Annotated in this window: 22 protein-coding genes and 3 tRNA genes; 14 read left to right on the forward strand and 11 right to left on the reverse strand. The window is 55.4% G+C overall.

Annotated elements, in window-relative coordinates:
- Window positions 1-38 precede the first annotated feature (38 nt).
- Window positions 39-962, forward strand: coding sequence for a LysR family transcriptional regulator (locus tag ACYAC5_RS03030; RefSeq protein WP_192412446.1), 924 nt, complete (start codon window positions 39-41; stop codon window positions 960-962).
- Here the strand turns inward: ACYAC5_RS03030 and ACYAC5_RS03035 are convergent.
- Window positions 936-1,949: a glycosyltransferase family 32 protein gene (locus tag ACYAC5_RS03035; RefSeq protein WP_101762198.1), complete on the reverse strand. Its 1,014-nt coding sequence runs from the start codon at window positions 1,947-1,949 to the stop codon at window positions 936-938. The genes ACYAC5_RS03030 and ACYAC5_RS03035 overlap by 27 nt on opposite strands.
- 414 nt (window positions 1,950-2,363) lie before the next feature.
- Between ACYAC5_RS03035 and ACYAC5_RS03040 the strand changes: the two genes are divergently transcribed.
- Window positions 2,364-3,317: a YncE family protein gene (locus ACYAC5_RS03040; protein ID WP_192412442.1), complete on the forward strand. Its 954-nt coding sequence runs from the start codon at window positions 2,364-2,366 to the stop codon at window positions 3,315-3,317.
- Here ACYAC5_RS03040 and ACYAC5_RS03045 read toward each other — a convergent pair.
- On the reverse strand, window positions 3,314-3,868 hold the full coding sequence (locus ACYAC5_RS03045; protein WP_110867474.1) for a histidine phosphatase family protein: 555 nt from the start codon (window positions 3,866-3,868) through the stop codon (window positions 3,314-3,316). The genes ACYAC5_RS03040 and ACYAC5_RS03045 overlap by 4 nt on opposite strands.
- A 584-nt stretch (window positions 3,869-4,452) precedes the next feature.
- Here ACYAC5_RS03045 and ACYAC5_RS03050 point away from each other — a divergent pair.
- The 4 genes from ACYAC5_RS03050 to ACYAC5_RS03065 all read left to right on the forward strand — a co-directional run bounded on the left by ACYAC5_RS03050 (window position 4,453) and on the right by ACYAC5_RS03065 (window position 9,385).
- Window positions 4,453-5,835, forward strand: a complete 1,383-nt coding sequence (locus tag ACYAC5_RS03050) for an MFS transporter (protein ID WP_101762195.1) — start codon at window positions 4,453-4,455, stop codon at window positions 5,833-5,835.
- A 75-nt stretch (window positions 5,836-5,910) separates the two neighbouring features.
- Window positions 5,911-6,933, forward strand: a complete 1,023-nt coding sequence (locus tag ACYAC5_RS03055) for a LacI family DNA-binding transcriptional regulator (protein ID WP_101762194.1) — start codon at window positions 5,911-5,913, stop codon at window positions 6,931-6,933.
- 12 nt (window positions 6,934-6,945) lie between these two features.
- On the forward strand, window positions 6,946-7,923 hold the full coding sequence (locus ACYAC5_RS03060; RefSeq protein WP_110867476.1) for a nucleoside hydrolase: 978 nt from the start codon (window positions 6,946-6,948) through the stop codon (window positions 7,921-7,923).
- A gap of 241 nt (window positions 7,924-8,164) precedes the next feature.
- Entirely contained in the window at window positions 8,165-9,385 is a 1,221-nt protein-coding gene (locus ACYAC5_RS03065) for an MFS transporter (RefSeq protein WP_101762192.1), read from the forward strand.
- Here the strand turns inward: ACYAC5_RS03065 and ACYAC5_RS03070 are convergent.
- The 3 genes from ACYAC5_RS03070 to ACYAC5_RS03080 all read right to left on the reverse strand — a co-directional run bounded on the left by ACYAC5_RS03070 (window position 9,382) and on the right by ACYAC5_RS03080 (window position 11,997).
- Window positions 9,382-9,846 carry a YbaK/EbsC family protein gene (locus ACYAC5_RS03070; RefSeq protein ID WP_008107722.1) on the reverse strand — a complete coding sequence of 155 codons (465 nt, stop codon included), beginning with the start codon at window positions 9,844-9,846 and terminating at the stop codon, window positions 9,382-9,384. The two genes, ACYAC5_RS03065 and ACYAC5_RS03070, sit on opposite strands and share 4 nt — an antisense overlap.
- A gap of 95 nt (window positions 9,847-9,941) precedes the next feature.
- Entirely contained in the window at window positions 9,942-10,736 is a 795-nt protein-coding gene (gene fhuF / locus ACYAC5_RS03075) for a siderophore-iron reductase FhuF (protein ID WP_101762190.1), read from the reverse strand.
- Window positions 10,737-10,902: 166 nt separating this feature from the next.
- Window positions 10,903-11,997, reverse strand: coding sequence for a GGDEF domain-containing protein (locus tag ACYAC5_RS03080; protein WP_137385109.1), 1,095 nt, complete (start codon window positions 11,995-11,997; stop codon window positions 10,903-10,905).
- Between the two features lie 227 nt (window positions 11,998-12,224).
- On the opposite strand from ACYAC5_RS03080, the gene ACYAC5_RS03085 reads away from it, so the two are divergent.
- Complete coding sequence (locus tag ACYAC5_RS03085) at window positions 12,225-12,509, forward strand: DUF1435 domain-containing protein (RefSeq protein WP_110867479.1); 285 nt, start codon at window positions 12,225-12,227, stop codon at window positions 12,507-12,509.
- Between the two features lie 93 nt (window positions 12,510-12,602).
- On the opposite strand, the gene ACYAC5_RS03090 is transcribed toward ACYAC5_RS03085, so the two are convergent.
- The 4 genes from ACYAC5_RS03090 to rsmC form a co-directional block, all read right to left on the reverse strand.
- Window positions 12,603-12,689, reverse strand: a tRNA-Leu gene (locus ACYAC5_RS03090).
- A 29-nt stretch (window positions 12,690-12,718) separates the two neighbouring features.
- Window positions 12,719-12,805 (reverse strand) — tRNA-Leu (locus tag ACYAC5_RS03095).
- A gap of 34 nt (window positions 12,806-12,839) precedes the next feature.
- Window positions 12,840-12,926, reverse strand: a tRNA-Leu gene (locus ACYAC5_RS03100).
- A 132-nt stretch (window positions 12,927-13,058) separates the two neighbouring features.
- Complete coding sequence (gene rsmC / locus ACYAC5_RS03105) at window positions 13,059-14,090, reverse strand: 16S rRNA (guanine(1207)-N(2))-methyltransferase RsmC (protein ID WP_101762187.1); 1,032 nt, start codon at window positions 14,088-14,090, stop codon at window positions 13,059-13,061.
- Window positions 14,091-14,322: 232 nt separating this feature from the next.
- Here rsmC and ACYAC5_RS03110 point away from each other — a divergent pair, with 232 nt between their 5' ends.
- The 4 genes from ACYAC5_RS03110 to yjjJ all read left to right on the forward strand — a co-directional run bounded on the left by ACYAC5_RS03110 (window position 14,323) and on the right by yjjJ (window position 17,281).
- Window positions 14,323-14,733 carry a DNA polymerase III subunit psi gene (locus ACYAC5_RS03110; protein ID WP_101762186.1) on the forward strand — a complete coding sequence of 137 codons (411 nt, stop codon included), beginning with the start codon at window positions 14,323-14,325 and terminating at the stop codon, window positions 14,731-14,733.
- Window positions 14,705-15,145 (forward strand): ribosomal protein S18-alanine N-acetyltransferase, encoded by a 441-nt coding sequence (gene rimI / locus ACYAC5_RS03115; RefSeq protein WP_101762185.1) that lies wholly within the window; start codon window positions 14,705-14,707, stop codon window positions 15,143-15,145. Before ACYAC5_RS03110 ends, rimI begins: the two co-directional genes overlap by 29 nt.
- Window positions 15,146-15,153: 8 nt before the next feature.
- Window positions 15,154-15,837, forward strand: coding sequence for a pyrimidine 5'-nucleotidase (gene yjjG / locus ACYAC5_RS03120; protein WP_137385112.1), 684 nt, complete (start codon window positions 15,154-15,156; stop codon window positions 15,835-15,837).
- A 121-nt stretch (window positions 15,838-15,958) separates the two neighbouring features.
- Window positions 15,959-17,281: a type II toxin-antitoxin system HipA family toxin YjjJ gene (gene yjjJ, locus ACYAC5_RS03125; RefSeq protein WP_280172434.1), complete on the forward strand. Its 1,323-nt coding sequence runs from the start codon at window positions 15,959-15,961 to the stop codon at window positions 17,279-17,281.
- Here the strand turns inward: yjjJ and ACYAC5_RS03130 are convergent.
- Window positions 17,278-17,958, reverse strand: a complete 681-nt coding sequence (locus ACYAC5_RS03130; protein ID WP_101762182.1) for a YtjB family periplasmic protein — start codon at window positions 17,956-17,958, stop codon at window positions 17,278-17,280. The two genes, yjjJ and ACYAC5_RS03130, sit on opposite strands and share 4 nt — an antisense overlap.
- 107 nt (window positions 17,959-18,065) lie before the next feature.
- Here ACYAC5_RS03130 and serB point away from each other — a divergent pair, with 107 nt between their 5' ends.
- From serB to nadR, 3 genes are all read left to right on the forward strand, one after another.
- Complete coding sequence (gene serB / locus ACYAC5_RS03135) at window positions 18,066-19,043, forward strand: phosphoserine phosphatase (protein WP_101762181.1); 978 nt, start codon at window positions 18,066-18,068, stop codon at window positions 19,041-19,043.
- Window positions 19,044-19,056: 13 nt separating this feature from the next.
- Entirely contained in the window at window positions 19,057-20,442 is a 1,386-nt protein-coding gene (gene radA / locus ACYAC5_RS03140; protein ID WP_007886867.1) for a DNA repair protein RadA, read from the forward strand.
- A 105-nt stretch (window positions 20,443-20,547) separates the two neighbouring features.
- Window positions 20,548-21,774 (forward strand): multifunctional transcriptional regulator/nicotinamide-nucleotide adenylyltransferase/ribosylnicotinamide kinase NadR, encoded by a 1,227-nt coding sequence (gene nadR / locus ACYAC5_RS03145; RefSeq protein WP_110867484.1) that lies wholly within the window; start codon window positions 20,548-20,550, stop codon window positions 21,772-21,774.
- Between the two features lie 50 nt (window positions 21,775-21,824).
- Here the strand turns inward: nadR and ettA are convergent, their stop codons facing one another.
- On the reverse strand, window positions 21,825-23,492 hold the full coding sequence (gene ettA / locus ACYAC5_RS03150) for an energy-dependent translational throttle protein EttA (RefSeq protein ID WP_008101764.1): 1,668 nt from the start codon (window positions 23,490-23,492) through the stop codon (window positions 21,825-21,827).
- Window positions 23,493-23,566: the final 74 nt, after the last annotated feature.

Consider the following 23,566-nt stretch of genomic DNA (forward strand, 5'->3'; position numbering starts at 1 on the left):
CTGGTTGAATTGATTATTTATTATTTTGAACAATCGATATGAAAGAAATTAAAACCGATAACCTTTGGGTCCATTTGCACTGGTTAACCGTGCTGGCTGAGCTCGGCAGTTTTACGCGCGCGGCGGAACGATTAGACGTCAGCAAAGCGGCGATGAGTCAGAAGATTAAAGAGCTGGAAAAGATGGCGGGCGTGGCGTTGGTACAGCGCACCACGCGCAGCGTGCGACTGACTTCCGCCGGTGAAAAGCTGGTGGATGAGCTGCGCGATCCCTTCGCGAGTATCGCGCAGAGCTTTTTCAGCGTGCGCGATGAAGCCGGTCCAGTGCGTGGCATGGTGCGCGTCACAGCGCCGGTGGCGTTTGCGCGTCAGCAACTGGTGCCGATCATTGGCGATTTCCTGCGCGACTATCCGCAGGTGCGCTTGCAGCTGGATGTCACCGATCGTCTGGTGTCGCTCGGCAGTGAAGGCTTTGATCTGGCGATTCGCCACAGTGATAGCCTGCCTGAAACCCATGTTGCGCTGCCGCTGTGTGAAACCCGCGCGCTGCTGGTGGCGTCGCCGGCATATCTGGCGCAAAACGGCCTGCCGGATTCACCGCAGGCGTTGCAGCAGCATAATTGTCTTTATTATCCGCGCGGACTCGAATCGCCGCAGTGGCGCTTTCGATTAGCGGACGGCGGCAGCGAAACCGTGCAGGTGAAGATTCAGGGCAACTTTGCCACCAACAACAGCGAGTCGATCCGCGATGCCGCATTGCAGGGTTTGGGCATTGCGATGCTGCCGGATTTCAGTGCCAGCGCGGCACTCGCCAGCGGCACGCTGCAGCAGGTGCTGCCGCAGTGGCAAGCGGTGGATGCGTTCGCCGACCGGTTGTGGGTGGTGCGCCCGTATGCCGCACAGGTACCACGGGCGGTAACCACCTTAATTCACTGGTTACGCGCGCGCTTTGTTGATGGGTGATGCCAGCGCGATCGGCGCAGGCGTTTGCATCATCTGACCCAACAAACTGCCGCGGTTGTAGTTGCCGAGCCGCAGGTTGAAGTCGAGATGCAACTGCTCATTGCCGCTGAGTTTAATCACCGGTGGCGGCGTGAGTGGACGCTGGTGAAACAGCACCGCGTGGGCAAACGCCTCGCTTTTCCAGCCGCTTAAACGCTGATAGTAATAAGCGTTCGCCTCGCATTTACGCAGATAGAGATTCACCCGGCGATGTTCGCGCATGGCGATCTGCTGCGCCAGAGAACCTAATTGCTGCTGCGGCTGCGCAATTTTCTGCGTCAGCAGGGAATAATCATCGCGCTTGGTTAATTCACTGAAGTAATTCTGTTCGCCGAGATGTTTGATCGGCGCGTAATGTTTTTGCCACTCGCGGATAAAGGGATTATTGGCGGTTGCCGCCAGGAACCAGCTCTCAATCACCGGCGCGAGATAGTTGACGGTGGCGTTTTCGTGATAATAACCAATCACATCCATGCGACGTTCCTGATGCGCGCGATGTACCCAGGAGAGATCTTCAAATAATAAAGTGCTGCAATCAATGGCAATGCCGCCATAACGCAACAGTAATTCCAGACGAATCACTTCGCTGCGTTGTTGGGCGGTTAATTGGGTCGAGGTAAAGATAAAATCCGGTAAAACTTCTTTTATCGTTAAACGATTTAATAAATGAATTTCATGATCGGGATTATCCTGACGAATCTTTTTAATATTTAACGCCATTGATTTCGGTAAATATTCATTATCCCAATACATCCAGACTTTCTTTGGAATCTCTGGCAGATCTTTTTCGCCAGAAAGTAACACGATATTGTCCTCCTGGCTGGGATCGTATTCCGGCGCACAGAGCGCATTATGCTGTTTTTTCTGCAGGAAAGTCTGGCTGGTAAAAGCGAGTCTTTTCCAGTTATGCCAGAGGGTTAACGCTGGCTGAAGGCGTTTTTTATTCATGATGCACCTGATTATTGTGATTATGCTGGCAAGGCGTCCCTGAATCGCGGCGCTGAGCGCTCTTGATTGTCCTTTAGGCTGTGTGTAAAAAGTACTCTCCTATGCTTAATAAAACATTCTGTGCGGCGCGGCTATCACTTTTTGATCCTTTCAGATAAACCGGAAAATCAAGGATCCGTTAAGCTTTAAATTAACGATAAATAACCGCGTGGATTGTTGATTATTCTATTTTATCTCATTGAGAATATTCCTAATAAAATAACAATGGCGTGGCGTAAGTCGCGGGGCGGATTAAAAATTGCGTGTGAGATCACGTGTTAACCTCGCTACATTTTTCGCTGGTCTGCCGGGAAAATCCCCTCCTGATTGCGGGTTGGCTACGCTTAAAGGAGGTGACGAACAAAAGGAGACACTATGCAGCGACACAACCGTGGATTACTGGCGGTCGATAAGCAGGGCAATCGCGTGCTGTTTCTCAATCCCGAAACCTTTGCCGTTGAACAAGAGTTAAATGCCTTTCCGCCGCGTCCACACGAGCTTCTGATGCTGCCGCAGCTGGAGAAAGCTTACGTGCCGATCTACGGCGACGGCATTCACGGCGACAATCCGCATCCCGGGCGCAAAGTGGCGATCATCGATCTGCGCCTACGGCAGATCAGCGGTTTTATCGATCTGTCGCCGTTAAAAGCACCGCACAGCGGCCAGCTGGGACGAGACGGTAAAGTTTATCTCTGCTGTGAAAACAGCGCGGTGGTGGCAGTGATTGATCCCGTTAGCGATCGCGTGGAGAAAACCATTCAGCTGCCTTCGCACAATGCGCACCGACTCACTTTGTCGCCCAGCGGTCGCAAGTTGTTCACCGAGAATGAAGAGGACGCCAGCATTACCGTAGTGGATCTGTGTGAGGCGGAAGGGCGGATTATTGACAATATTCTGATGCCCGGCCCGATTTCCGGCATCGCCGCCTCGCCGAAACATCCTTATCTGGTGGCGAGCGCCGCCGATGCGCCGCTGCTGTATGTGGTGGATCGGCAAAGCCATCGCATCCGCCAGCGCCTGACGTTGCCGGGCCACCAGCAACCGTGTCAGGTGGTGCGCTTCAGTGCCAACGGCGAGCGGCTGGTGGCGATTGGCGATCAGGAGCCGGTGGTGACGCTGTTTGACGAGCTGCTCAATCCGCTCGGCGATATTCATGTTGGCAACAAGCCGATGGATGGCTGCTTCAGTGAGGATAATCACAGCTTGCTGATTGCTAATGAGGGCGACGGTTCGCTCAGCCTGATTGATCTGCAGCAGATGAAAGTGATTGCCACGCCGCAGGCCGGTACCGGTTGTGAAGTGCTGAGTTACTTTCAGCTCAAACCTTAAATAAACGGGCGATGATAAATCGCACTGCTCCAGTGGCGGCTGCTGGCATGTTTTTCGGCCTGCCAGCCGCGCTTGCGTAACTCGCGCGCAATCAGCTTATTCATGATGCCGTGCCCAACCAATAACACCGTGCCTTGCTGCGACAGCACCACCAGTTTATCCGCCGCCAGACGGGCACGTTCACGCGCATGCTGCACCGATTCGACATGGCCGGCATAGCCGCACAGCCACAACAAGCGTAATAGCGCCAGCCAGACGTTGAGCGGCAGATGCAAGCGTTCAAACGGCAACGTCGGTATCGCCACTTCGCTAAAAACCTCATCCACCGCGTGCGGCTGTAAACCGAGACGCGTTAATGACGAACGGGCGCGCGGCAGCGGGCTGGTGGCGATCACACTCGCGAGGCGCGCAATGGTCTGACTGCGCGGCGGCGGGGAGTCGCAAATATCAGCCTGATCGTAACCTTCACACCAGTCGGCCAGCGCCCGAGCCGTGAAGCGCCCCGTGACCGGATGATTGGGTTTACCGTGTCGCATAAGAATAATGGTCATAGCGCTCCTGAGTGATCTTTCTCCAGTGTAATGCAGACGCTGAGTCAGTCGCGCACCGGTGACGGCATTTAAGAATATTGCGGGTGTGTCATTAAACTTTAACTGAACTGTGCGAAAACCAGCGCGATGAAGATGCAGTATGCGCCGTTAAATGGTAAGCAATAATCGTTAATTACGTTGTAATCAGACATTTCTTGCATACGCGCATTAGATGTAATGTCATGAATTAACGCCTCTTTTATCTTGTGCTCATGAGTTATAGTGAAGTTTATCTAATAAATGTCACTATTTTTGCTTGATTTATCTACGCGCGTAGATAGACTATGCCCATAGTGATAACTCACGGTGCCAGAGACGAAGTTGGCCTTGAGATGACCCAGTTACATTTGCCTTACTAATGCGATCGATGAAAATTACATCGGCGGGAACAGGCGAAGAAGCGGATTCCAACACCAGGGAATTCATTACTGATTTTTCATCCAGGTTTGCCTACTGAACGTCGCCACCGGGGAGTTCCGCTTGTTGCAAGGGAACTGACCCACGGAAGGGCGTTTGCTGTTTTTACCTCATTCAGGGATTGGGTTATGACGGTTTCGCAACAAAGCTCACTGACATCCTCCTCAGCTGCCGACGCGCGGCTTGAAACATCATCCGGCCGCAAAGATTTCTGGCGCGCCACCTTCTCGTGCTGGCTCGGCACCGCGATGGAATATGCGGATTTTGCGCTGTATGGCCTCGCTGCCGGCATTATCTTTGGTGATGTCTTCTTCCCCGAAGCCACGCCGACTATCGCCTTGCTCTCGAGTTTTGCCACCTGGTCGGTTGGCTTTATTGCCCGCCCGATTGGTGCCTTGCTGTTCGGCTGGATCGGCGATCGTAAAGGCCGCAAAACGGTGATGATCTCGACCATCATTCTGATGGGCGCCTCCACTACATTAATCGGTTTGATTCCCTCCTATGCCAGCATTGGCGTTTGGGCACCGGCGTGTCTGGTGCTGCTGCGCTTTACCCAGGGTTTGGGGGCGGGCGCAGAGTTGTCCGGCGGCACAGTGATGCTGGGCGAATACGCGCCGGTTGAGCGTCGTGGTTTGGTCTCATCGGTGATTGCGCTGGGCTCGAACAGCGGCACGCTGATCGCCTCGCTGGTTTGGCTGGCGGTGATCCAGATGGACAAAGAGAGCTTGCTGGCGTGGGGCTGGCGTATTCCGTTCCTCAGCAGCGTACTGATTGCGGTGGTGGCGTTGTGGATCCGTCGTCATCTGCGAGAAACGCCAGTGTTTGAACGCCAGCAGGCGGAATTGCAGGCCGAACGAAACGCCACGCTGGCGCAGGCGAAAGCAGAAGTGGATACGCGCAGTTTCTGGCGTCGCACCCGCGCCTTCTGGACCATGGTGGGTTTACGCATCGGCGAAAACGGCCCTTCTTATCTGGCGCAGGGCTTTATCGTCGGTTACGTCGCCAAAGTGCTAATGATCGATAAGTCGGTGCCCACCACCGCGGTGTTCATCGCCTCGTTACTTGGCTTCGTGATTATTCCGTTTGCCGGTTGGCTGTCGGATCGCTTTGGTCGCCGTATAACCTATCGTTGCTTCTGCTTATTGCTGATGTTCTACGCCTGGCCCGCCTTTAGCCTGATGGACAGCCGCGACCCGACGATTGTCATCGCGGTGATTGTGGTCGGCATGGCGCTGGCATCGCTGGGTATTTTCGGCGTGCAGGCAGCGTGGGGCGTCGAGATGTTTGGCGTGAAGCGTCGTTATACCAAGATGGCGGTAGCGAAAGAGCTGGGGTCTATCCTTTCAGGAGGCACCGCACCATTAGTGGCGGCGGCGCTGCTGTCGTTTACCGGACACTGGTGGCCGATCGCGGTTTACTTCACGGCGATGGCCAGCATCGGTTTTCTCACCACTTTCGTGGCGCCGGAAACGCGCGGACGCGATCTCAATCTGCCGGAAGATGCCATCTGACCAGCAGGATCGCGTAAATCACAACCCCCATTGGCCGGATATTCCGGCCAATGGCATTTACGCAGGGGCAAAGGAATGGCGAAATCTCCAACCGGAAACGTAACGCGCACGGACGTGGCAAAAATCGCCGGCACCTCGGTGGCGGTGGTCAGTTACGTGATCAATAACGGCCCGCGTCCGGTGGCAGAAGCCACGCGTCAGCGCGTGCTGGAGGCGATCAAACAGACCGGCTATCGCCCCAACGCGGTAGCGCGCGCGCTGGCTTCGGGCAGCACTAAAACCTTTGGTTTAGTGGTGCCAAACATCGGCAATCCCTTTGTTGCCTCGATGGCGCACATGCTGTTGCAGGAGTCGATGAATCACGGCCACGTCATGCTGTTGGGGGATGCCGGCGACGATCGCAAACGCGAGCTGGAGATTATTCAGGGCCTGTTAAATCGTCAGGTTGATGGCCTGTTTTACAACAGCGTCGATCGCCATCCCTACATCGATGTGATTCAGGCCAGCGGTACGCCGCTGGTGATGCTGGATCGCATTGAGCCGCGTCCAGGCGTTGGCATGCTGCGCGTCAATGAGCGCGAAGCGGCGTGCCAGGTGACCGCGCATCTGCTCAGCCACGGTTATCAGCAGGTGGGCATGATCAGCGGTCCACTGGACATGCTTAACGCGCAGGACCGTATTCACGGCTGGCGCGATGCGCTGGCGCAGAAAGGGTTGCTGGCAGATGAGGCAATGATTTTCCCTGCCAGCTACACGCGGCAGGGCGGTTACGACGCCGCGCAGCGCATGGTGGCCAGCGGTCGTGTGCCGCGCGCGCTGTTTACCAGTAATGAAGGCCAGGCGATTGGCTGCATTCGTGCGCTGTCGGAGCATGGACTGCGCGTGCCGCAGGATGTCGCGCTGGTGTGTTTTAACGGTACCGATCAGTCGGCGTTTCATGTGCCGACGCTCACCACCGTACGTCAGCCGCTGCGCGATATGGCGCGCAGTGCGATTGCCATGCTTAAAAATTGGGATGGCGACGCAAAGCTGGCGGAATTTCCTCACCATTTAGAAATCGGTGAGTCCTGTGGCTGCCAGCTTACTCAACAAGAATAAAATTATAACACTATGAAAAGATTGATTATTGATTGTGATCCGGGAAACGGTATAGCGGGCGCCAACACCGACGATGGCCTCGCGCTGGCGTTAGCATTGGCCTCAAAGTCACTGTCGCTGGAACTGATTACCACTGTGACCGGCAACACGCCGAGCGCGGTGGGTGCGCAGGTTGCGAAAGATCTGCTGCAGCGGCTGGGACGCAACATTCCGGTGGTGCAGGGCGCGCTGCAGGCGCTGCGTGAAGATCCTGCGCCGTGGCGTGCGCGTCTTGACCACGTTGCTGATGAAAAGCTCGGTGAACTGTGGCGCGGCGTTCGTCAACCGCAGCGTATTCCGGCGGATGGACATGATGCGGCTGGTGTAATGGGCCAACTGATTTGTGACAATCCCGGCGAGTTTACGCTGGTAGCCATTGGCCCGTTGACCAACGTGGCGCTGGCACTGCAGCGTTATCCAGAGATGGCTGAATCGGTGGCAGAGATTGTGATTATGGGTGGTGTGTTCGCGCTGGATGATTACATCAAAGACACCAATTTTGGCCTCGATCCGGAAGCCGCGCATCAGGTGCTGCACAGCGGTGCTGCCATCACGCTGGTACCAATGGACGCCACCACGCAAACCCTGATGACGCAGCAGGATCTCACGCGGCTGACCGCTAACGATCATCCGTTGCCGCAGTTTGTGCGCGAGACGTTGCGGCCGTGGATCGATTATTCGATCCGCACCCGTCATCTGCCAGGTTGCTGGATACACGACGCGCTGGTGGTGGCGTGGCTGCTGAATCAGCGTGTCGCCGACGGCGTGGATTATCATGTGGATATTGAGCTGCGACCTGGCGCCACGCGCGGCAAAAGCTGGCGTTATCGCACGCCGCTGCGGCTGGATATTGGCGTGCCACCGCAGACCGGCGCCTTGGTGCATGTGATTCAAACCGTTAATAATGCGCTGCTGCTTGAGATGATCGAAAAGGCATTTAATCAGTTATAAAACCCTTGACTGCACCTGCCGTAACGGCGCGATAAAACGCGCCGCTACAGGATATTGCCTCCATCAATGACACGTTTTTTTACACCGCGCATCACTCGCTGACAATTCCTACCACAGCCCGCCTTTCTGACATGCTATATACAAATAGTTAACAAATTAGTAACCCGTGAAATTATTCGCGCGGTAACTTCTACTATAAATCCGGCCAACGAACCGGAAGCTCATCAGACAGGATACCAACATGTTCAACTGGACTGCGACCCAGCGCAACGTGGCTTTTGCCAGTTTCGCGAGCTGGACGCTGGATGCGTTCGACTTCTTCATCTTAGTGTTTGTCCTCAGCGATCTTGCCCAATATTTCCATACCAGCGTCTCCGATGTTTCTCTTGCCATCATGCTCACGCTCGCCGTGCGTCCGATCGGCGCGCTATTGTTTGGTCGGCTGGCGGAGAAGTACGGCCGCCGACCGATTTTGATGCTCAATATCGTGATGTTCTCGGCGTTTGAGCTGCTGTCGGCGTGGTCCCCCACCTTCACGGCGTTCCTCGGTTTCCGCGTGATTTACGGCGTGGCGATGGGGGGGATTTGGGGCGTGGCGTCGTCGCTGGCGCTGGAAACCATTCCGGATCGCTCGCGCGGCTTGATGTCCGGCATCTTCCAGGCTGGTTATCCGTGCGGCTATCTGCTGGCGTCGGTGATTTTTGGTTTGTTCTTCGAAACGGTCGGCTGGCGCGGCATGTTCCTGATTGGCGCGTTGCCGATTCTGCTGCTGCCGTTTATCTACTTCAAAGTGCCGGAATCGCCGGTGTGGCTGGCGGCGCGCGAGCGGAAAGAGAGCAATGCGCTGCTGCCGATTATCCGCCAGCACTGGAAAATCTGTATCTATATGGTGCTGCTGATGGCCTGCTTTAACTTCTTCAGCCACGGTACGCAGGATCTCTATCCCACCTTCCTGAAAGTGCAGCATCAGTTTGATCCGCACACCGTCAGCATCATTGCCATCAGCTACAACATCGCGGCGATGCTGGGCGGCATTACCTTTGGTGCACTCTCCGAGCGCATTGGCCGCAAGCGCGCGATTATTCTGGCGTCATTCCTCGCGCTGCCGGTGTTGCCGCTGTGGGCCTTCTCCAGCGGTTCATGGATGATCGGTATCGGCGCGTTTCTGATGCAGTTTATGGTGCAGGGCGCGTGGGGCGTGGTGCCGACCTATCTTACCGAACTGGTGCCCGCCAATGCGCGCGCGGTGCTGCCGGGCTTTGTCTATCAGCTGGGGAATTTGATCGCCTCCGTGAATGCGACGCTGCAGTCGCGTATCGCCGAGGCGCACGGCGGCAATTATGGTTTGGGCATGGCGATTGTCGCCGGAACGGTGGCGGTGCTGATTTGCGTATTAGTGGCCTTTGGTCGCGAGACGCGCGGCATCGAAATCTCCGGTGCCGCCGCGCGCGAGTCGTCTTAAAGCGCCTCGCAGACGTCAACCCATTTCGCCGCGGTGAGTTCCGCCATGCGCTGCGGCGAAATGCGCACCGCGCTATGAATCGATCCGGCTGCGGGCAGCACTTCATCAAAGCTGCGCAGCGACACATCGCAATAGACGGTAAGCGGATTTTCCAGCCCGAACGGGCAAACGCCGCCGACCGGATGTCCGGTCCAGTTCACCACCTCATCCACGCTTAACATGCGCGCCTTGGCGCCGAGCGCAGCTTTCAGCTTGCGGTTGTCGAGACGCGCATCGCCGCGCGTAACGATCAGCACGATGGCATCTTTCACTTTCAGCGACAGGGTTTTGGCGATTTGCCCAGGCTGAACGCCATGAACGCGTGCGGCCAGCTCAACGGTGGCGGTGCTTTCCGGCATCTCGATGATGTCGATATCCGGTGCATGTTCGGCAAAGAAGTGCCGTACCGACTCCAGGCTCATTGTTATCTCCGGTAAAAACAGAGCCGAAAAAATGCCATAAGCCTGGAAAAGTGTAAACGGGAGAAAAGGAGAATCTGTAACAGAATGCGCGGGTGCTACACCGCTTTTAACGTGCAGTTACCGCAACGTTCTACATCGGGGATACGATAGCGCTGGCAGCAGCTGCGTCGTTCCATTTCGCCATTACGCGGGATCATGGTGCGATACAGCGGATTATCGCTGCCATCGAGCAGGGATTTGCTGAAAAATAGCGCCTGTTCCAGCTGCAAAATCTTCTCTTCTGGCAACTGGTTTTTCAATTCACCAAGGAACCAGTAAAACGAAAAGCCCATGTTGTTCCAGATAAGCTTCGCATTGATATCACCGTGCTGCGTCATGCCGTTAACCGCCGGAATCAGGCATTGCTGAATCAGGCGATCGATACGCTGCTGTGCATTGAGGTAGCGCGCATCCTCATCTTCCTGCACATCCAGCCAGAAAGCGCACGGATGGCCGTTTTCGTGGAACTCAACGTGAATCAGATGCGGCGAGCAGTTCAGCGCACGCGGTTCCTGCAATAACGCCATCATCAGCGGTGGCAGCAGCAGGCCAAAATACCACTGCGCCCACAGCGATTGCAGCGGCTTAGCTTCCTGCTGCACATCAGGATGATCGCGATAGAGATAATCGCTGTAGCGCTGCGTCAGGCGGCGATAGTGAAGCGGATTGGACCATTCAGCCAGAGTTAACGTCCCGGCGGGTGCCGGCTGGCCAAGCTTGAGGTTATCCAGCATGTAGCTGCGTTGATCGCGCATCAGATCTTCCAGTGCGCTCGCTAAACTGCGATCGCTCTGCATAAAGATCAGTGGATGCTCGCTGAAGCGATGATCCTGACGCGTGATGATGGCCATGCCGGTCCTGAGTGATAACGGGAATCGAGAGACAAATGATAATCGTTCCCAGCATTTTGAACAACATTTCTGCACATGCAACTGTTAACGCACATTTCGTCGCGGCGCGTTTTATCGCGCAATAAATTGCGCCGCGACGAGGTGTGCGTTGGGTAATGACAAGGCTTTATATCAGTTCATTACTCGCCTGCGTCAATTTCGGCAAATCCTCCCACGCCAGAATAGTGTTACGTCCCTGATTTTTCGCCACATACAGCGCGCGGTCAGCATTGGCGACTGCCTGGTCAAAATCGTCAGCAAAGATGGGCGCGATGCCAGCGCTGATGGTGACGTGCGTCGAGACTTTCTCATTGAAGCGGTGCGGAATTTCCAAATCCACCACGTACTGACGAATGCGTTCAGCCAGTTTCATTGCGATTGAGGCGTTTACATTGGTCATCAGCACCAGAAACTCTTCGCCACCGTAGCGTGTGACCACATCGCGCGAACGCACCGCGTCGCGGATCGCCACGGACACGCGCGCCAGCGCCTGATCGCCCATCGCATGGCCGTAATTGTCGTTGTAGGCTTTGAAGTGGTCGATATCCAGCAGCAGCACAAAGTGGCTGCCGGCGTGGTTTTCCAGAATGGTATCAAGGCGATTCTTCAATCCACGGCGGTTGTACAAGCCGGTAAGCGGATCGAGCATGCTCAAATCGCTGAAGCTCTCTTTTTCCTCATACAGCTGGCTAACCAGCCGACGGGTGAAGGTATCAAAGCGACGACGCATTAAATGGTGCAGTGAAAAGCCGATTAATGGCAGCGTAATGGTGAATAAGATCATCATTAAATGCTGACCATCATCCAATAACAGCACGGTTAATACCGGCGGTGTGATGTGTAAACAGAATGCAATCAAATAATCACTCAGCGCAATGGCACTGATAAAGAACACGCTTAACAGGCTGATAATTAAAAAGCTGCCATCAAAATAGTAAACCAGATGATATCTGTGGTTAATATGCCACGCCCACAGCGCACCCAAAATAAAAGCCACAGGATTTAATAGCGGTAATTTTTGTTTTGACGCCATTAAGCAAATAACCAGCAGCGTGGAGCTGAAGCCCGCTACAACGTCCACCGGCAGCGAGCGTATTGGGCTATCGCTGCCTAAAATCGGCAGCAGGCAAAAAAGCGAAACGGCGACATTAAGAAACAGAAATAGCATCAGCGACAGCCGATATTTACTCTGTTTCAACTCATCATAAGATTGTAATTTCATTATTATTCTCGTGACAGCCCTGATATATCAAAGCGCTACCCGCAAGTAATAGTTTACCTACCCGGATAGAGAGCACGTTATTGTTGTGTTAGCGATATTGTTATCGGCGGCAATTTAGCATTTTCCAGTAATTCTGTCATCCGGCATGGCTTGCGACAAAAATTCGCTGCAAGATGAGAAATATTGTCATATGATAATGCGAATATTTATCATTTGAGGGTTGCGCGATGATCATGGCGATAATAGCCGCCTGCGGACTATGGGGCGTGAGCTGGGTAATGGGTAAACGTCTGGATAGCGGTTGGGGCGTGTTATTACCCTGCGCGGCGATGCCGATTTTTGCGTTATGGGAACCGAGTTTCAGTCAATGGCGAGTGGTGATGATTGTGGCACTGCTGCTGACCGTGGTGATGCTGTTTCACCATCGCCTGCGTCACTATCTGTTGCTGCCATCTTGTCTGGCATTGGCGGGCGGCTTAGCGGCGGTGTCGGTCAATTTCCACGTTATCTGATCAAATCGCAGAAACGACAACATCACGCTGAGAGCGTGAAGTTCGTTGAAAAATCTTTCGGGGGATTTACTGCTCGAAAGGAGTGACAACTGTTGGTGCGAAGGGAGGGACTTGAACCCTCACGTCCGTAAGAACACTAACACCTGAAGCTAGCGCGTCTACCAATTCCGCCACCATCGCATCTTAGTTGTCTGTTTATATCGTCGCATTGGTGCGAAGGGAGGGACTTGAACCCTCACGTCCGTAAGAACACTAACACCTGAAGCTAGCGCGTCTACCAATTCCGCCACCATCGCTCAGTGCGCAGATATAAACTGTGTGATTTTAGTTTGGTGCGAAGGGAGGGACTTGAACCCTCACGTCCGTAAGGACACTAACACCTGAAGCTAGCGCGTCTACCAATTCCGCCACCATCGCAAACTAACAACACCCTAAAGTATTGCTAACCACGGAGGCGCATTTTAGAGATTTTACTCATTGCGTCAACACATATTTCGCGACGGCAAAACGATCGCTGTAAAAAGCAACGTTTCTGCCGCCGCGCTGCTGTTAACGCGTTTTGGCACCGCGACCATATACGGCGCGATAGACTTTGAAGCGTCCGGTTTGCGCCAGCACTTCGTGATTGCCAAAGGTTTCATCCAGAATTTGTGGATATGGCAGGAAGGCGTTAGCCACGATACGCAGTTCGCCGCCGCTGTTCAGATGCTTAAGCGCACCGCGAATCAGCGTGTTAGCCGCTTCAAGGCTGGTTTGCAGGCCATCGTGGAACGGCGGGTTAGAGATGATCATGTCGAAACGGCCGGTAACGTCAGAGAACACGTTACTGGCAAACACTTCACCTTCCAGTTCGTTGGCGGCCAGCGTGGCTTTACTCGCTTCAATCGCAGCAGCATGCACATCGCACAGCCACAGACGCACGCGCGGCGACACTTTCGCCATCACAGTTGCCAGCACACCGCTGCCACAACCGATATCCAGCACTTTGCCACGGAAATGCGGCGTCAGCGTGGAGAGCAGCAGATCGCTGCCGATATCCAGACCATCACGGCTGAACACGCCCGGCAAGGTATGGATGGTGAGATCCTCGAGCTGATAAGTATGGCCGTAGCTGCTGGCATCAAAGGTTGGCTGCTTATCGAGACGACCGTGATACAGGCCACAACGACGCGCGCTATCAACTTTCTCCAGCGTCGCCCACGCTTCCAGCATGCCTTCGGCGCTGCGCACGCCGCTGCGGTTTTCACCCACCACGAAGATATCGCAGCCTACCGGCAGCAGAGAGAGCAGGTTTTGCAGCTGGTACTGCGCTTCGGGTTTGTTCTTCGACCAGTAATAAACCAGCGTATCGCAGCCTTCAACATCGGCAGCGGTTGCAACCATGCTGTAAACCGCACGTTCACCAAGGCGATGGCTTAGGTTCTGCCAGTGATGATATTGCTGGGTATGCACGCGGCTCGACGCGGTTTCTAGCTGGGCGGGCAGGTCATCCTGCAGGTCGCCAGCAAACAAAACGTTGCGGGCAGTAAATTCATCACTGTGGCGCAGAATCACTTCGCTGGCCGGGGTAAAAGCAGACATGGGGCACTCCTGTTAAATCAGAGCGACGATTATATACACGTCATACTTCAAGTTACAGGTGCGTTGGCTGCTCTCGCTCACCCGAATCACTTACCTGAAGTAAGCTCATCGGGCTTCACTCGTTTGCCGCCTTCCTCTAACTCGAATTATTTTGTGTAGGGTGCTTTGTTGGCGCATGTTCGATGGGTTTGCTAGCATAGCGTCGCATTCTGGCAGCATAACGGGTAATAGCATGAGCACAAGGCGCGACTGGCTTCTACAGCAAATGGGGATTACGCAGTATCAGCTGCGGCGTCCGCGCGTGCTGCAAGGAGAAATTGCCGTCACGCTTTTGCCCGACACGCGTTTGGTTTTGGTGGCCGAACAGGCACCCACGCTACAAGAACCGCTGATTCGCGACGTGCTGCGCGCGCTGAACATTCAACCCGCGCAGGTCATGGCGTTAACGCCAGACCAGCTGCAAATGCTGCCGGAGCAGGTCGATTGCGCCGGTTGGCTGCTGGGCGTTGAGAGCGAACATCCGTTTAACGGCATTACCTTCAACACCGCCGTTTTCAATGAACTGATCAGCAGCGGCGCAGCAAAACGCGCCCTGTGGCAACAGATGTGTAACCATGACAGCCATCTCTTTAGTCACCCCTGAAGACCAGCCGCAGCTGCTGGCGATTGAGCGCCGCGCACATGCTTTTCCGTGGAGCGAGCAGACGTTTAGCAGCAATCAAGGCGAACGTTTCGTTAATATCCGCATTGAAGTTGAAGGTAAGCTGGCCGGATTCGCCATCACCCAAGTGGTGCTGGATGAAGCGTCGCTGTTCAATATTGCGGTGGATCCCGACTTCCAGCGCCGCGGCCTGGCGCGCCAGCTGTTGCAGCATCTGATTGCTGAGCTCGAGCAGCGCGACGTCATGACGTTATGGCTGGAAGTGCGCGCCTCAAATATGCCGGCGATTGCGTTGTATGAGCAGCTGGATTTCCATCAGGTGAGCGTACGCCCCAACTATTATCCCACTGCCAGCGGACGAGAAGATGCCATCATTATGGCGCTAACGCTTTAAGGAGCACCATGCTAAACGATTGGGACTGCATCCTGTTTGATGCAGACGAAACGCTTTTCCATTTCGATGCTTACGCTGGTTTGCAGCGCATGTTTGCCCGCTATGACGTGCAATTTTCTGCGCAGGATTACACCGATTATCAGGCGATCAACAAGCCGCTGTGGGTCGATTACCAGAACGGCACCATTTCCGCACTGCAGCTGCAAACGCGCCGCTTCACCTTGTGGGGCGAAAAGCTGAGCGTCGCACCCGAAGTACTCAACAGTGATTTCCTCAGCGCAATGGCCGATATCTGCCTGCCGCTGGAAGGCGCAGCCCACCTGTTATCAACGCTGAAAGGCAAAGTGAAAATCGCTATCATCACCAACGGTTTCACTGCGTTACAGCAGGCGCGACTTGAGCGTACCGGATTCCTCGATGTGTTTGATGCGCTGGTGATTTCTGAAGAAGTTGGCGTACCGAAACCTGACGTGGCGATTTTTGATCACACGCTGGCCTTGCTGGGCAACCCGGATCGCAGCCGCGTGCTGATGGTCGGCGATACGCCAGAATCAGATATTCTCGGCGGCATGAATGCCGGCCTGAAGACCTGCTGGATCGATCACGGCACGCGTCCGTTACCCGATCACATCACGCCAACCTGGCAGGTGAAAACGCTGGCCGAGCTGGAAGCGATTTTGACTGAAGGTTAAAAGTATCTATTCATCGTTACCATCGTGATGATGCTGAGAAGCCCGCTGTGCGGGCTTTTTTTATGTTATTATCTATGCATGAATCTATTCATTAATCTATTCATCAGACAAGGTGGCGGCAATGGCTGAGCTACAAAGTTTGCTGCTGGAAGGACCGCTTAGCGCGGCGGATCTGCTGGCTCGATTGCATATCAGCCAGGCCACGCTTTCACGCCAACTGTGTCAGCAGCCGCAGATTATCAAATGGGGCAAAGCGCGCGCGACGCGTTATGCGTTGCTGCGGCCCATCCGGGGTGAAAGCCGCTTCCCGCTGTATCGTATTTCTGCTGAAGGTCAGGCATCGCCCGCTGGCATCCTTTTGCCAACCTGGCCGCAGGGCAGTTGTCTGCATCTGGACCAGCACGATCAAGGCCGCTTTTATGACGGCTTACCGTGGTTCCTGCAGGAGATGCGTCCGCAAGGTTTTCTGGGCCGACAATGGGGCCGTGAATACGCGCCACAGCTCGGGCTGACGGATGATATTCGTCTCTGGAGTGATGAGCAGTGCCTGATGGCGCTGGCAAGCGGCGGCATCGATATGCCGGGCGCTTTTATTGTTGGCGACATGACATACCAGCGTTGGCTGCAACAGCCCGCACCGCAAGCCATCAGCGAGGCGCAAAAAATCGCGCGTTATCCGCTGATGGCACAACAGGCGCTGAGCGGCGATGAACCGGGCTCATCGGCTGGCGGCGAACAACCGAAATTCCTGTGCTATGCCGCAACGGCGAATGGCGATCGTCATTGTCTGGTGAAATTTACCGTCGCCCGTCAAAGTGATAATGCTGAGCGCTGGCGTGATTTGTTACGCGCGGAGCATCTGGCGTTGCAACATTTACTGGCGGCGGGATTGCCTGCCGCACATAGCCAGCTGATTGATAGTGAAGGACAATTGTTCCTCGAAGTGCAGCGTTTTGATCGCATTCATCAACGTGGTCGACGCTGCATGAGTTCATTAGAAGCGGTAAGCGCAGAGTTTATCGGCCATCAACAACACTGGCCGGATGCGCTGCGTGAGTTGCAGCGTCAGCAACGTGTTGATGCGGTAGCGGTTGAACGCGGGACTTTGCAGTGGGCGTTTGGACGACTGATTGCCAATAGCGACATGCACGCGGGCAATCTGTCTTTCTTTACTGATGAAGAACGTTTCAGCCTGACACCGGCTTACGACATGCTGCCGATGGCGCTGGCGCCCAATTCTCAGGGGCACATGCGCGATGAAGTCAAACTGACGCTGGATTTCGCGCTGTCAGGCGCCGTGTGGCGCGCTGCCAGCGCTATGGCGAAAATCTACTGGCAGGCGATTGCAGAGGATGCTGCGTTCAGCGCGAACTTCCGCAGCATTGCCGGGCAGGCATTACAGCAACTGGAAGCGATGGAAGTAACAATGCATAAAATGGCTTAACGCTCTTTTTCAGTCTCTGTGGTTGCTGCCGCCGCCTCTTCTTGCTCTTTCTCTTTATCCTCTTTCACCGTGCGGCTCGCCGTTAGCAGGAACGGCGATTGCTGCCAGCGGGTGCGACGGTCGCGCAGCAGGGTGCGCGTCAGGATAATGCCGATGGCCAGCGCCAGTAACATCATCAGGCGCAGGATGTTGGTGGTGTTATCCACCTGACGTGATTCCGTCACCAGCACGTGAGTATCCAGCGTGACGCGCAGGAAACCTTGCGGGCCATCTTTGCCTTCCAGCGGCTGCACAATTTGATGGTTGAAGTAGCTACCAGCGCGTTTGCCATCCAGCGACAGCCGATCGCGCACATTAATGCTTTCGCCGCTGTGCGCCACCAGGCTGCCATCATCGGCGTAAACGGAAGCATCAAGAATGCGGCTGTTGTCGGTCATCTGATTGAGGATGGCGGCAATCTGCGTGCGGTTATCGTCGCTGTTATCCATCAACGGTTTAAGGCTAAACGCCACCTGTTTGGTCAGCGTGCGCGCCAGTTCTTCCACTTGTTCAGAGCGAGCCATTTGATGGCCGAGGCTAAACCAGGATGCGCCTTGCATCAGAACCACTAACAGAGCCAGCGAGATAAGAACAATCACCGTGCGATGCAGGCGAAATTTCAGTGCGGTTTTAACCATCAGAAACCCGTGTGATGTAACAGCAGAAAGGCTGGCAATTATGTTGCCAGAACCCGCGCAGACAAGGTAGCCTCTTGCGTGGTTTTGTTGTCCCTACAGGAGCTGTAATGCCAAATCGTCTTACCTGGTGCGATCTGCCCGCCGATGTTTCACTTTGGCCGGGTTTACCCCTTTCCCTCAGCGGTGATGAAGTGATGCCGCTGGATTACCGTGCTGGTCGGACTGGCTGGTTGCTGTATGGGCGCGGGCTCGATAAACAAAAACTCACCGATTATCAGCATAAGCTGGGGGCGGCGATGGTGATCGTCAGCGCCTGGAATGTCGATGAGTATCAGGTGATACGTCTGGCAGGCTCGCTGACGCCGCGCGCCAGCAAACTGGCGCATGAAGCCGGTTTTGATGTGGCACCGCTCGGCAAAATCCCGCATCTGAAAACGCCAGGTTTGCTGGTGATGGACATGGATTCCACCGCGATCCAGATTGAGTGCATCGATGAGATCGCCAAACTGGCGGGTTGCGGCGAGCAGGTGGCGGAAGTCACCGAGCGCGCGATGCGCGGCGAGCTGGATTTCAAAGCCAGCCTGCGCGAGCGCGTCGGCACCCTGGCGGGCGCCGATGCCAATATCCTGATGCAAGTGCGCGATGCGCTGCCGCTGATGCCAGGCTTAACCACGCTGGTGCAGAAGCTGCAGGCGCTGGGCTGGCAGGTGGCGATCGCCTCGGGCGGCTTTACCTTCTACGCCGACTATTTGCGCCAGACGCTGCATTTAGCCGCGGCGGTGGCCAACGAGCTGGAAATTCGCGACGGTAAGTTAACCGGCCAGGTGCTGGGACAAATTGTCGACGCCCAATTTAAAGCCGATACCCTGAACGATCTGGCACAGCGCTTTGAAATTGCTCCGGAACAAACCGTGGCGATTGGCGATGGTGCCAACGATCTGCCGATGATTAAAACCGCGGCGCTGGGTATCGCCTATCATGCTAAACCTAAAGTGAATGAGCAGACGGAAATCATCATCCGTCATGCTGACCTGATGGGTGTGTTCTGCATCCTGACCGGCAGCCTGATTCACGAAGAGCGTTAACTGAGGATTTGATTTGGCCAAAGCGGCAAAACGCGCCTTCGTTTGTAACGAATGCGGCGCTGATTATCCGCGCTGGCAGGGGCAATGCAGCGCCTGCCATGCGTGGAACACCATCACCGAGGTGCGCATTGCCGCCTCGCCTGCGGCGGCGCGTAATGAGCGCCTGAGCGGTTATGCCGGCGGCAACGCGGGCGTTAGCCGCGTGCAGAAGCTGTCGGAGATCAGCCTCGAAGCCCTGCCGCGTTTCTCAACCAGTTTCAAAGAGTTCGATCGCGTATTGGGCGGCGGCGTGGTGCCGGGCAGCGCCATCTTAATTGGTGGTAATCCGGGTGCCGGTAAATCGACGCTGCTGCTGCAGGTGATGTGCAAGCTGGCAGAAGGGATGAAAACCCTGTATGTCACCGGCGAAGAGTCACTGCAACAGGTGGCGATGCGCGCCCATCGTCTGGGATTACCGACCGAAAACCTCAATATGTTGTCGGAAACCAGCATCGAGCAGATCTGCCTGATCGCCGAGCAGGAGCAGCCGAAATTGATGGTGATCGACTCGATTCAGGTAATGCACATGGCGGAGATCCAATCCTCGCCGGGCAGCGTAGCGCAGGTGCGTGAAACGGCCGCCTACCTGACACGCTTCGCCAAAACGCGCGGCGTGGCGATCATCATGGTCGGTCACGTCACCAAAGACGGTTCGCTGGCCGGCCCGAAAGTGCTGGAACACTGTATCGACTGTTCGGTGATGCTGGATGGCGACGCTGATTCCCGTTTCCGCACCTTACGCAGCCATAAAAACCGCTTTGGCGCGGTGAATGAGCTCGGCGTGTTCGCCATGACCGAACAAGGCATGCGCGAAGTCAGCAATCCATCGGCCATTTTCCTGTCTCGCGGTGATGAGATCACCTCGGGCAGTTCGGTGATGGTGCTGTGGGAAGGTACGCGTCCGCTGCTGGTCGAGATTCAGGCGCTGGTGGACCATTCGATGATGGGCAACCCACGCCGCGTCGCGGTGGGTCTGGAGCAGAATCGCCTGGCAATCCTGTTAGCGGTGCTGCATCGCCACGGTGGCTTGCAGATGGCGGATCAGGATGTGTTCGTTAACGTGGTCGGCGGCGTAAAAGTCACCGAAACCAGCGTCGATTTGGCGCTGCTGATGGCGATGGTATCGAGCTTCCGCGATCGTCCGCTGCCGCAGGATCTGGTGATCTTTGGTGAAGTGGGCCTTGCCGGCGAAATTCGCCCGGTGCCGAGCGGCCAGGAGCGCATTTCCGAAGCGGCGAAACACGGCTTTAAGCGCGCCATCGTCCCGGCCGGTAATGCACCGAAGAAACCGGTCGAAGGGATGAAGGTGTACAGCGCGAAGAAGCTGGCGGATGCGTTAGCGATTCTGGATGAGTTGTAAGTTTTACCGGTCGGCATGAATGCCGACCCTACGTTTGTAGGGTGCGCATTTATGCGCACCGTCTTAAAGGCCGCACCGCCCTTTATTCCACGCAGGAGGCACTAAATGTCATCGTTTGACTACCTGAAAACAGCCATTCGCCAGCAAGGCCACACGCTGCAGCAGGTTGCCGACGCCAGCGGAATGACCAAAGGCTACTTAAGCCAGCTGCTCAACGCCAAAATTAAAAGCCCGAGTGCGCAGAAGCTGGAAGCGCTGCACCGTTTTCTTGGCCTGGAATTTCCGCGCCGCGATAAAACCGTTGGCGTGGTGTTCGGGAAATTTTATCCGCTGCATACCGGCCACATATATTTAATCCAGCGCGCCTGCAGTCAGGTGGATGAGCTGCATATCATCATGGGCCACGACGAGCCGCGCGATCGTGAACTGTTTGAAAACAGCGCCATGTCGCAGCAGCCGACCATCAGCGATCGACTACGCTGGTTGCTGCAAACCTTCAAATACCAGAAAAATATCCGCATCCATTCGTTTGATGAAGAGGGCATTGAACCTTATCCGCACGGCTGGGATGTGTGGAGCGGCGGCGTCAAAACCTTTCTGGCTGAGCAGGGCATTGAGCCGAATTGTATCTACACCAGTGAAGAGCCGGATGCCGCGATGTATGAGCAGCACCTCGGCATTCCGGCGGTGGTGATCGATCCCAATCGATCCTTTATGAACATCAGCGGCGGGCAGATTCGTCAGGATCCGTTCCGCTACTGGGAATACATCCCGACCGAAGTGAAGCCATTCTTCGTGCGCACCGTGGCGGTGCTGGGCGGCGAGTCGAGCGGCAAATCAACGCTGGTGAACAAGCTGGCGAACATCTTCAACACCACCAGCGCATGGGAATATGGCCGCGATTATGTCTTCTCGCACCTCGGTGGCGACGAGATGGCGCTGCAATATTCCGACTACGACAAAATCGCGCTCGGTCAGGCCCAGTACATCGACTTCGCCGTAAAGTACGCCAGTAAAGTCGCCTTTATCGATACCGATTTCATCACTACGCAGGCGTTTTGCCTCAAGTACGAAGGTCGCGAGCACCCGTTTGTGCAGGCGTTAATTGATGAATACCGTTTCGACCTGGTGATTTTGCTGGAAAACAACGTGCCCTGGGTGGCGGATGGATTGCGCAGCCTCGGCAGCTCAATGGATCGTCGCGAGTTCCAGACCATGCTGATCACCATGCTGCGTGAAAACAATATCGAGTTTGTGCACGTTAAAGAAGATGACTATGACACGCGCTTCCTGCGTTGTGTCGAGTTAGTAAAGCAGATGCTGGGCAGCTGATTCAGCCATAAAAAAAGGCGCCTAATGGCGCCTTTTTCACAGCAACAGACTTACTTCGTCATACGCTTGTACTTGATACGCTTCGGCTCGAGCGCGTCGGCGCCGAGGGTGCGTTTCTTGTACTCTTCGTACTCGGTAAAGTTACCTTCGAAGAACTCCACTTTGCCTTCATCCTGATAATCGATGATGTGGGTGGCGATACGGTCCAGGAACCAACGGTCATGCGAGATCACCATGGCACAGCCCGGGAATTCCAGCAGGGCGTTTTCCAGCGCGCGCAGAGTTTCGATGTCGAGGTCGTTGGTTGGTTCATCGAGCAGCAGCAGGTTGCCGCCGACTTGCAGCAGCTTGGCGAGGTGCAGACGACCGCGCTCACCCCCTGACAGCTCGCCCACGCGTTTGCCCTGATCGGTGCCTTTGAAGTTGAAGCGACCAACGTAGGCACGGCTTGGCATCTCGGTGTTGCCAACGCGCATAATGTCCTGACCGCCAGACACTTCTTCAAACACGGTTTTGGAATTGTCCATCGCGTCACGGAACTGATCAACCGACGCCAGCTTGACGGTTTCGCCCAGCTCGATGGTGCCGGAATCGGGTTGCTCCTGGCCTGACATCATGCGGAACAGCGTAGATTTACCCGCGCCGTTCGGGCCGATGATGCCGACAATCGCGCCTTTCGGTACAGAGAAGGTCAGATCGTCGATCAGCACGCGATCGCCATACGATTTCTTCAGGTTGGTCACTTCCAGCACTTTGTCGCCAAGGCGAGCGCCAGGTGGAATGAAGAGTTCGTTGGTTTCGTTACGCTTCTGGTAATCGGTGTTGTTCAACTCTTCAAAGCGTGCCAGACGGGCTTTGCCCTTCGACTGACGGCCTTTCGCGCCTTGACGCACCCACTCCAGCTCTTTCTCGATAGATTTGCGACGCGCCGCTTCAGAAGAAGCTTCCTGCGCCAGACGCTGATCTTTTTGCTCCAGCCAGGAAGAGTAGTTACCTTCCCACGGAATACCTTCACCGCGGTCCAGTTCCAGAATCCAGCCAGCCACGTTATCCAGGAAGTAACGGTCATGCGTGATCGCCACAACGGTCCCTTCGAAGTCGTGCAGGAAGCGCTCGAGCCACGCCACGGATTCGGCATCCAGGTGGTTGGTCGGTTCATCGAGCAGCAGCATGTCTGGCTTTTCCAGCAGCAGACGGCACAGCGCAACGCGGCGGCGCTCACCACCGGAAAGGGTAGCGATTTTGGCATCCCAGTCTGGCAGACGCATCGCATCGGCGGCACGGTTCAGCTGGGTATCGAGGTTGTGACCATCGTGCGCCTGGATCACTTCTTCCAGACGGCCCTGTTCAGCGGCCAGCTTGTCGAAATCCGCATCGGGATCGGCATACAGCGCATACACTTCGTCGAGGCGCTTCAGCGCGCCAACCACTTCGGATACCGCTTCTTCAACGGATTCACGCACGGTGTGCTCCGGGTTCAACTGCGGTTCCTGCGGCAGATAACCCACATTGATGCCCGGCTGTGGGCGTGCTTCCCCTTCGATATCGGTATCGATACCGGCCATGATGCGCAGCAGCGTCGATTTACCCGAGCCGTTCAGGCCGAGTACACCGATTTTTGCTCCAGGGAAGAAGCTAAGAGAAATATTCTTCAGGATGTGACGCTTCGGCGGAACGACCTTGCCGACGCGATGCATGCTATAGACGAATTGAGCCACGTTGTATTGAGCCTTTTGGTCTGTGAGTTATGAACTTTAGGTACAGAAGTTTAGCTGTTTTCACCCTTTATTCA

It is taken from the genome of Pantoea sp. y20, from assembly GCF_054903455.1.

Bases quoted from the DNA above. Each gene is read 5' to 3' on its own strand.
- ACYAC5_RS03085 (WP_110867479.1), top strand. From the start codon at position 12,225: ATGATCATGGCGATAATAGCCGCCTGCGGACTATGGGGCGTGAGCTGG.
- rimI (WP_101762185.1), top strand. From the start codon at position 14,705: ATGACAGCCATCTCTTTAGTCACCCCTGAAGACCAGCCGCAGCTGCTG.
- ACYAC5_RS03035 (WP_101762198.1), bottom strand. From the start codon at position 1,949: ATGAATAAAAAACGCCTTCAGCCAGCGTTAACCCTCTGGCATAACTGG.
- nadR (WP_110867484.1), top strand. From the start codon at position 20,548: ATGTCATCGTTTGACTACCTGAAAACAGCCATTCGCCAGCAAGGCCAC.
- ACYAC5_RS03045 (WP_110867474.1), bottom strand. From the start codon at position 3,868: ATGACCATTATTCTTATGCGACACGGTAAACCCAATCATCCGGTCACG.
- ACYAC5_RS03110 (WP_101762186.1), top strand. From the start codon at position 14,323: ATGAGCACAAGGCGCGACTGGCTTCTACAGCAAATGGGGATTACGCAG.
- ACYAC5_RS03040 (WP_192412442.1), top strand. From the start codon at position 2,364: ATGCAGCGACACAACCGTGGATTACTGGCGGTCGATAAGCAGGGCAAT.
- rsmC (WP_101762187.1), bottom strand. From the start codon at position 14,090: ATGTCTGCTTTTACCCCGGCCAGCGAAGTGATTCTGCGCCACAGTGAT.
- yjjJ (WP_280172434.1), top strand. From the start codon at position 15,959: ATGGCTGAGCTACAAAGTTTGCTGCTGGAAGGACCGCTTAGCGCGGCG.
- ACYAC5_RS03060 (WP_110867476.1), top strand. From the start codon at position 6,946: ATGAAAAGATTGATTATTGATTGTGATCCGGGAAACGGTATAGCGGGC.
- serB (WP_101762181.1), top strand. From the start codon at position 18,066: ATGCCAAATCGTCTTACCTGGTGCGATCTGCCCGCCGATGTTTCACTT.
- ACYAC5_RS03055 (WP_101762194.1), top strand. From the start codon at position 5,911: ATGGCGAAATCTCCAACCGGAAACGTAACGCGCACGGACGTGGCAAAA.
- ACYAC5_RS03065 (WP_101762192.1), top strand. From the start codon at position 8,165: ATGTTCAACTGGACTGCGACCCAGCGCAACGTGGCTTTTGCCAGTTTC.
- yjjG (WP_137385112.1), top strand. From the start codon at position 15,154: ATGCTAAACGATTGGGACTGCATCCTGTTTGATGCAGACGAAACGCTT.
- ACYAC5_RS03030 (WP_192412446.1), top strand. From the start codon at position 39: ATGAAAGAAATTAAAACCGATAACCTTTGGGTCCATTTGCACTGGTTA.
- ACYAC5_RS03070 (WP_008107722.1), bottom strand. From the start codon at position 9,846: ATGAGCCTGGAGTCGGTACGGCACTTCTTTGCCGAACATGCACCGGAT.
- ACYAC5_RS03130 (WP_101762182.1), bottom strand. From the start codon at position 17,958: ATGGTTAAAACCGCACTGAAATTTCGCCTGCATCGCACGGTGATTGTT.
- ACYAC5_RS03050 (WP_101762195.1), top strand. From the start codon at position 4,453: ATGACGGTTTCGCAACAAAGCTCACTGACATCCTCCTCAGCTGCCGAC.
- fhuF (WP_101762190.1), bottom strand. From the start codon at position 10,736: ATGGCCATCATCACGCGTCAGGATCATCGCTTCAGCGAGCATCCACTG.
- ACYAC5_RS03080 (WP_137385109.1), bottom strand. From the start codon at position 11,997: ATGAAATTACAATCTTATGATGAGTTGAAACAGAGTAAATATCGGCTG.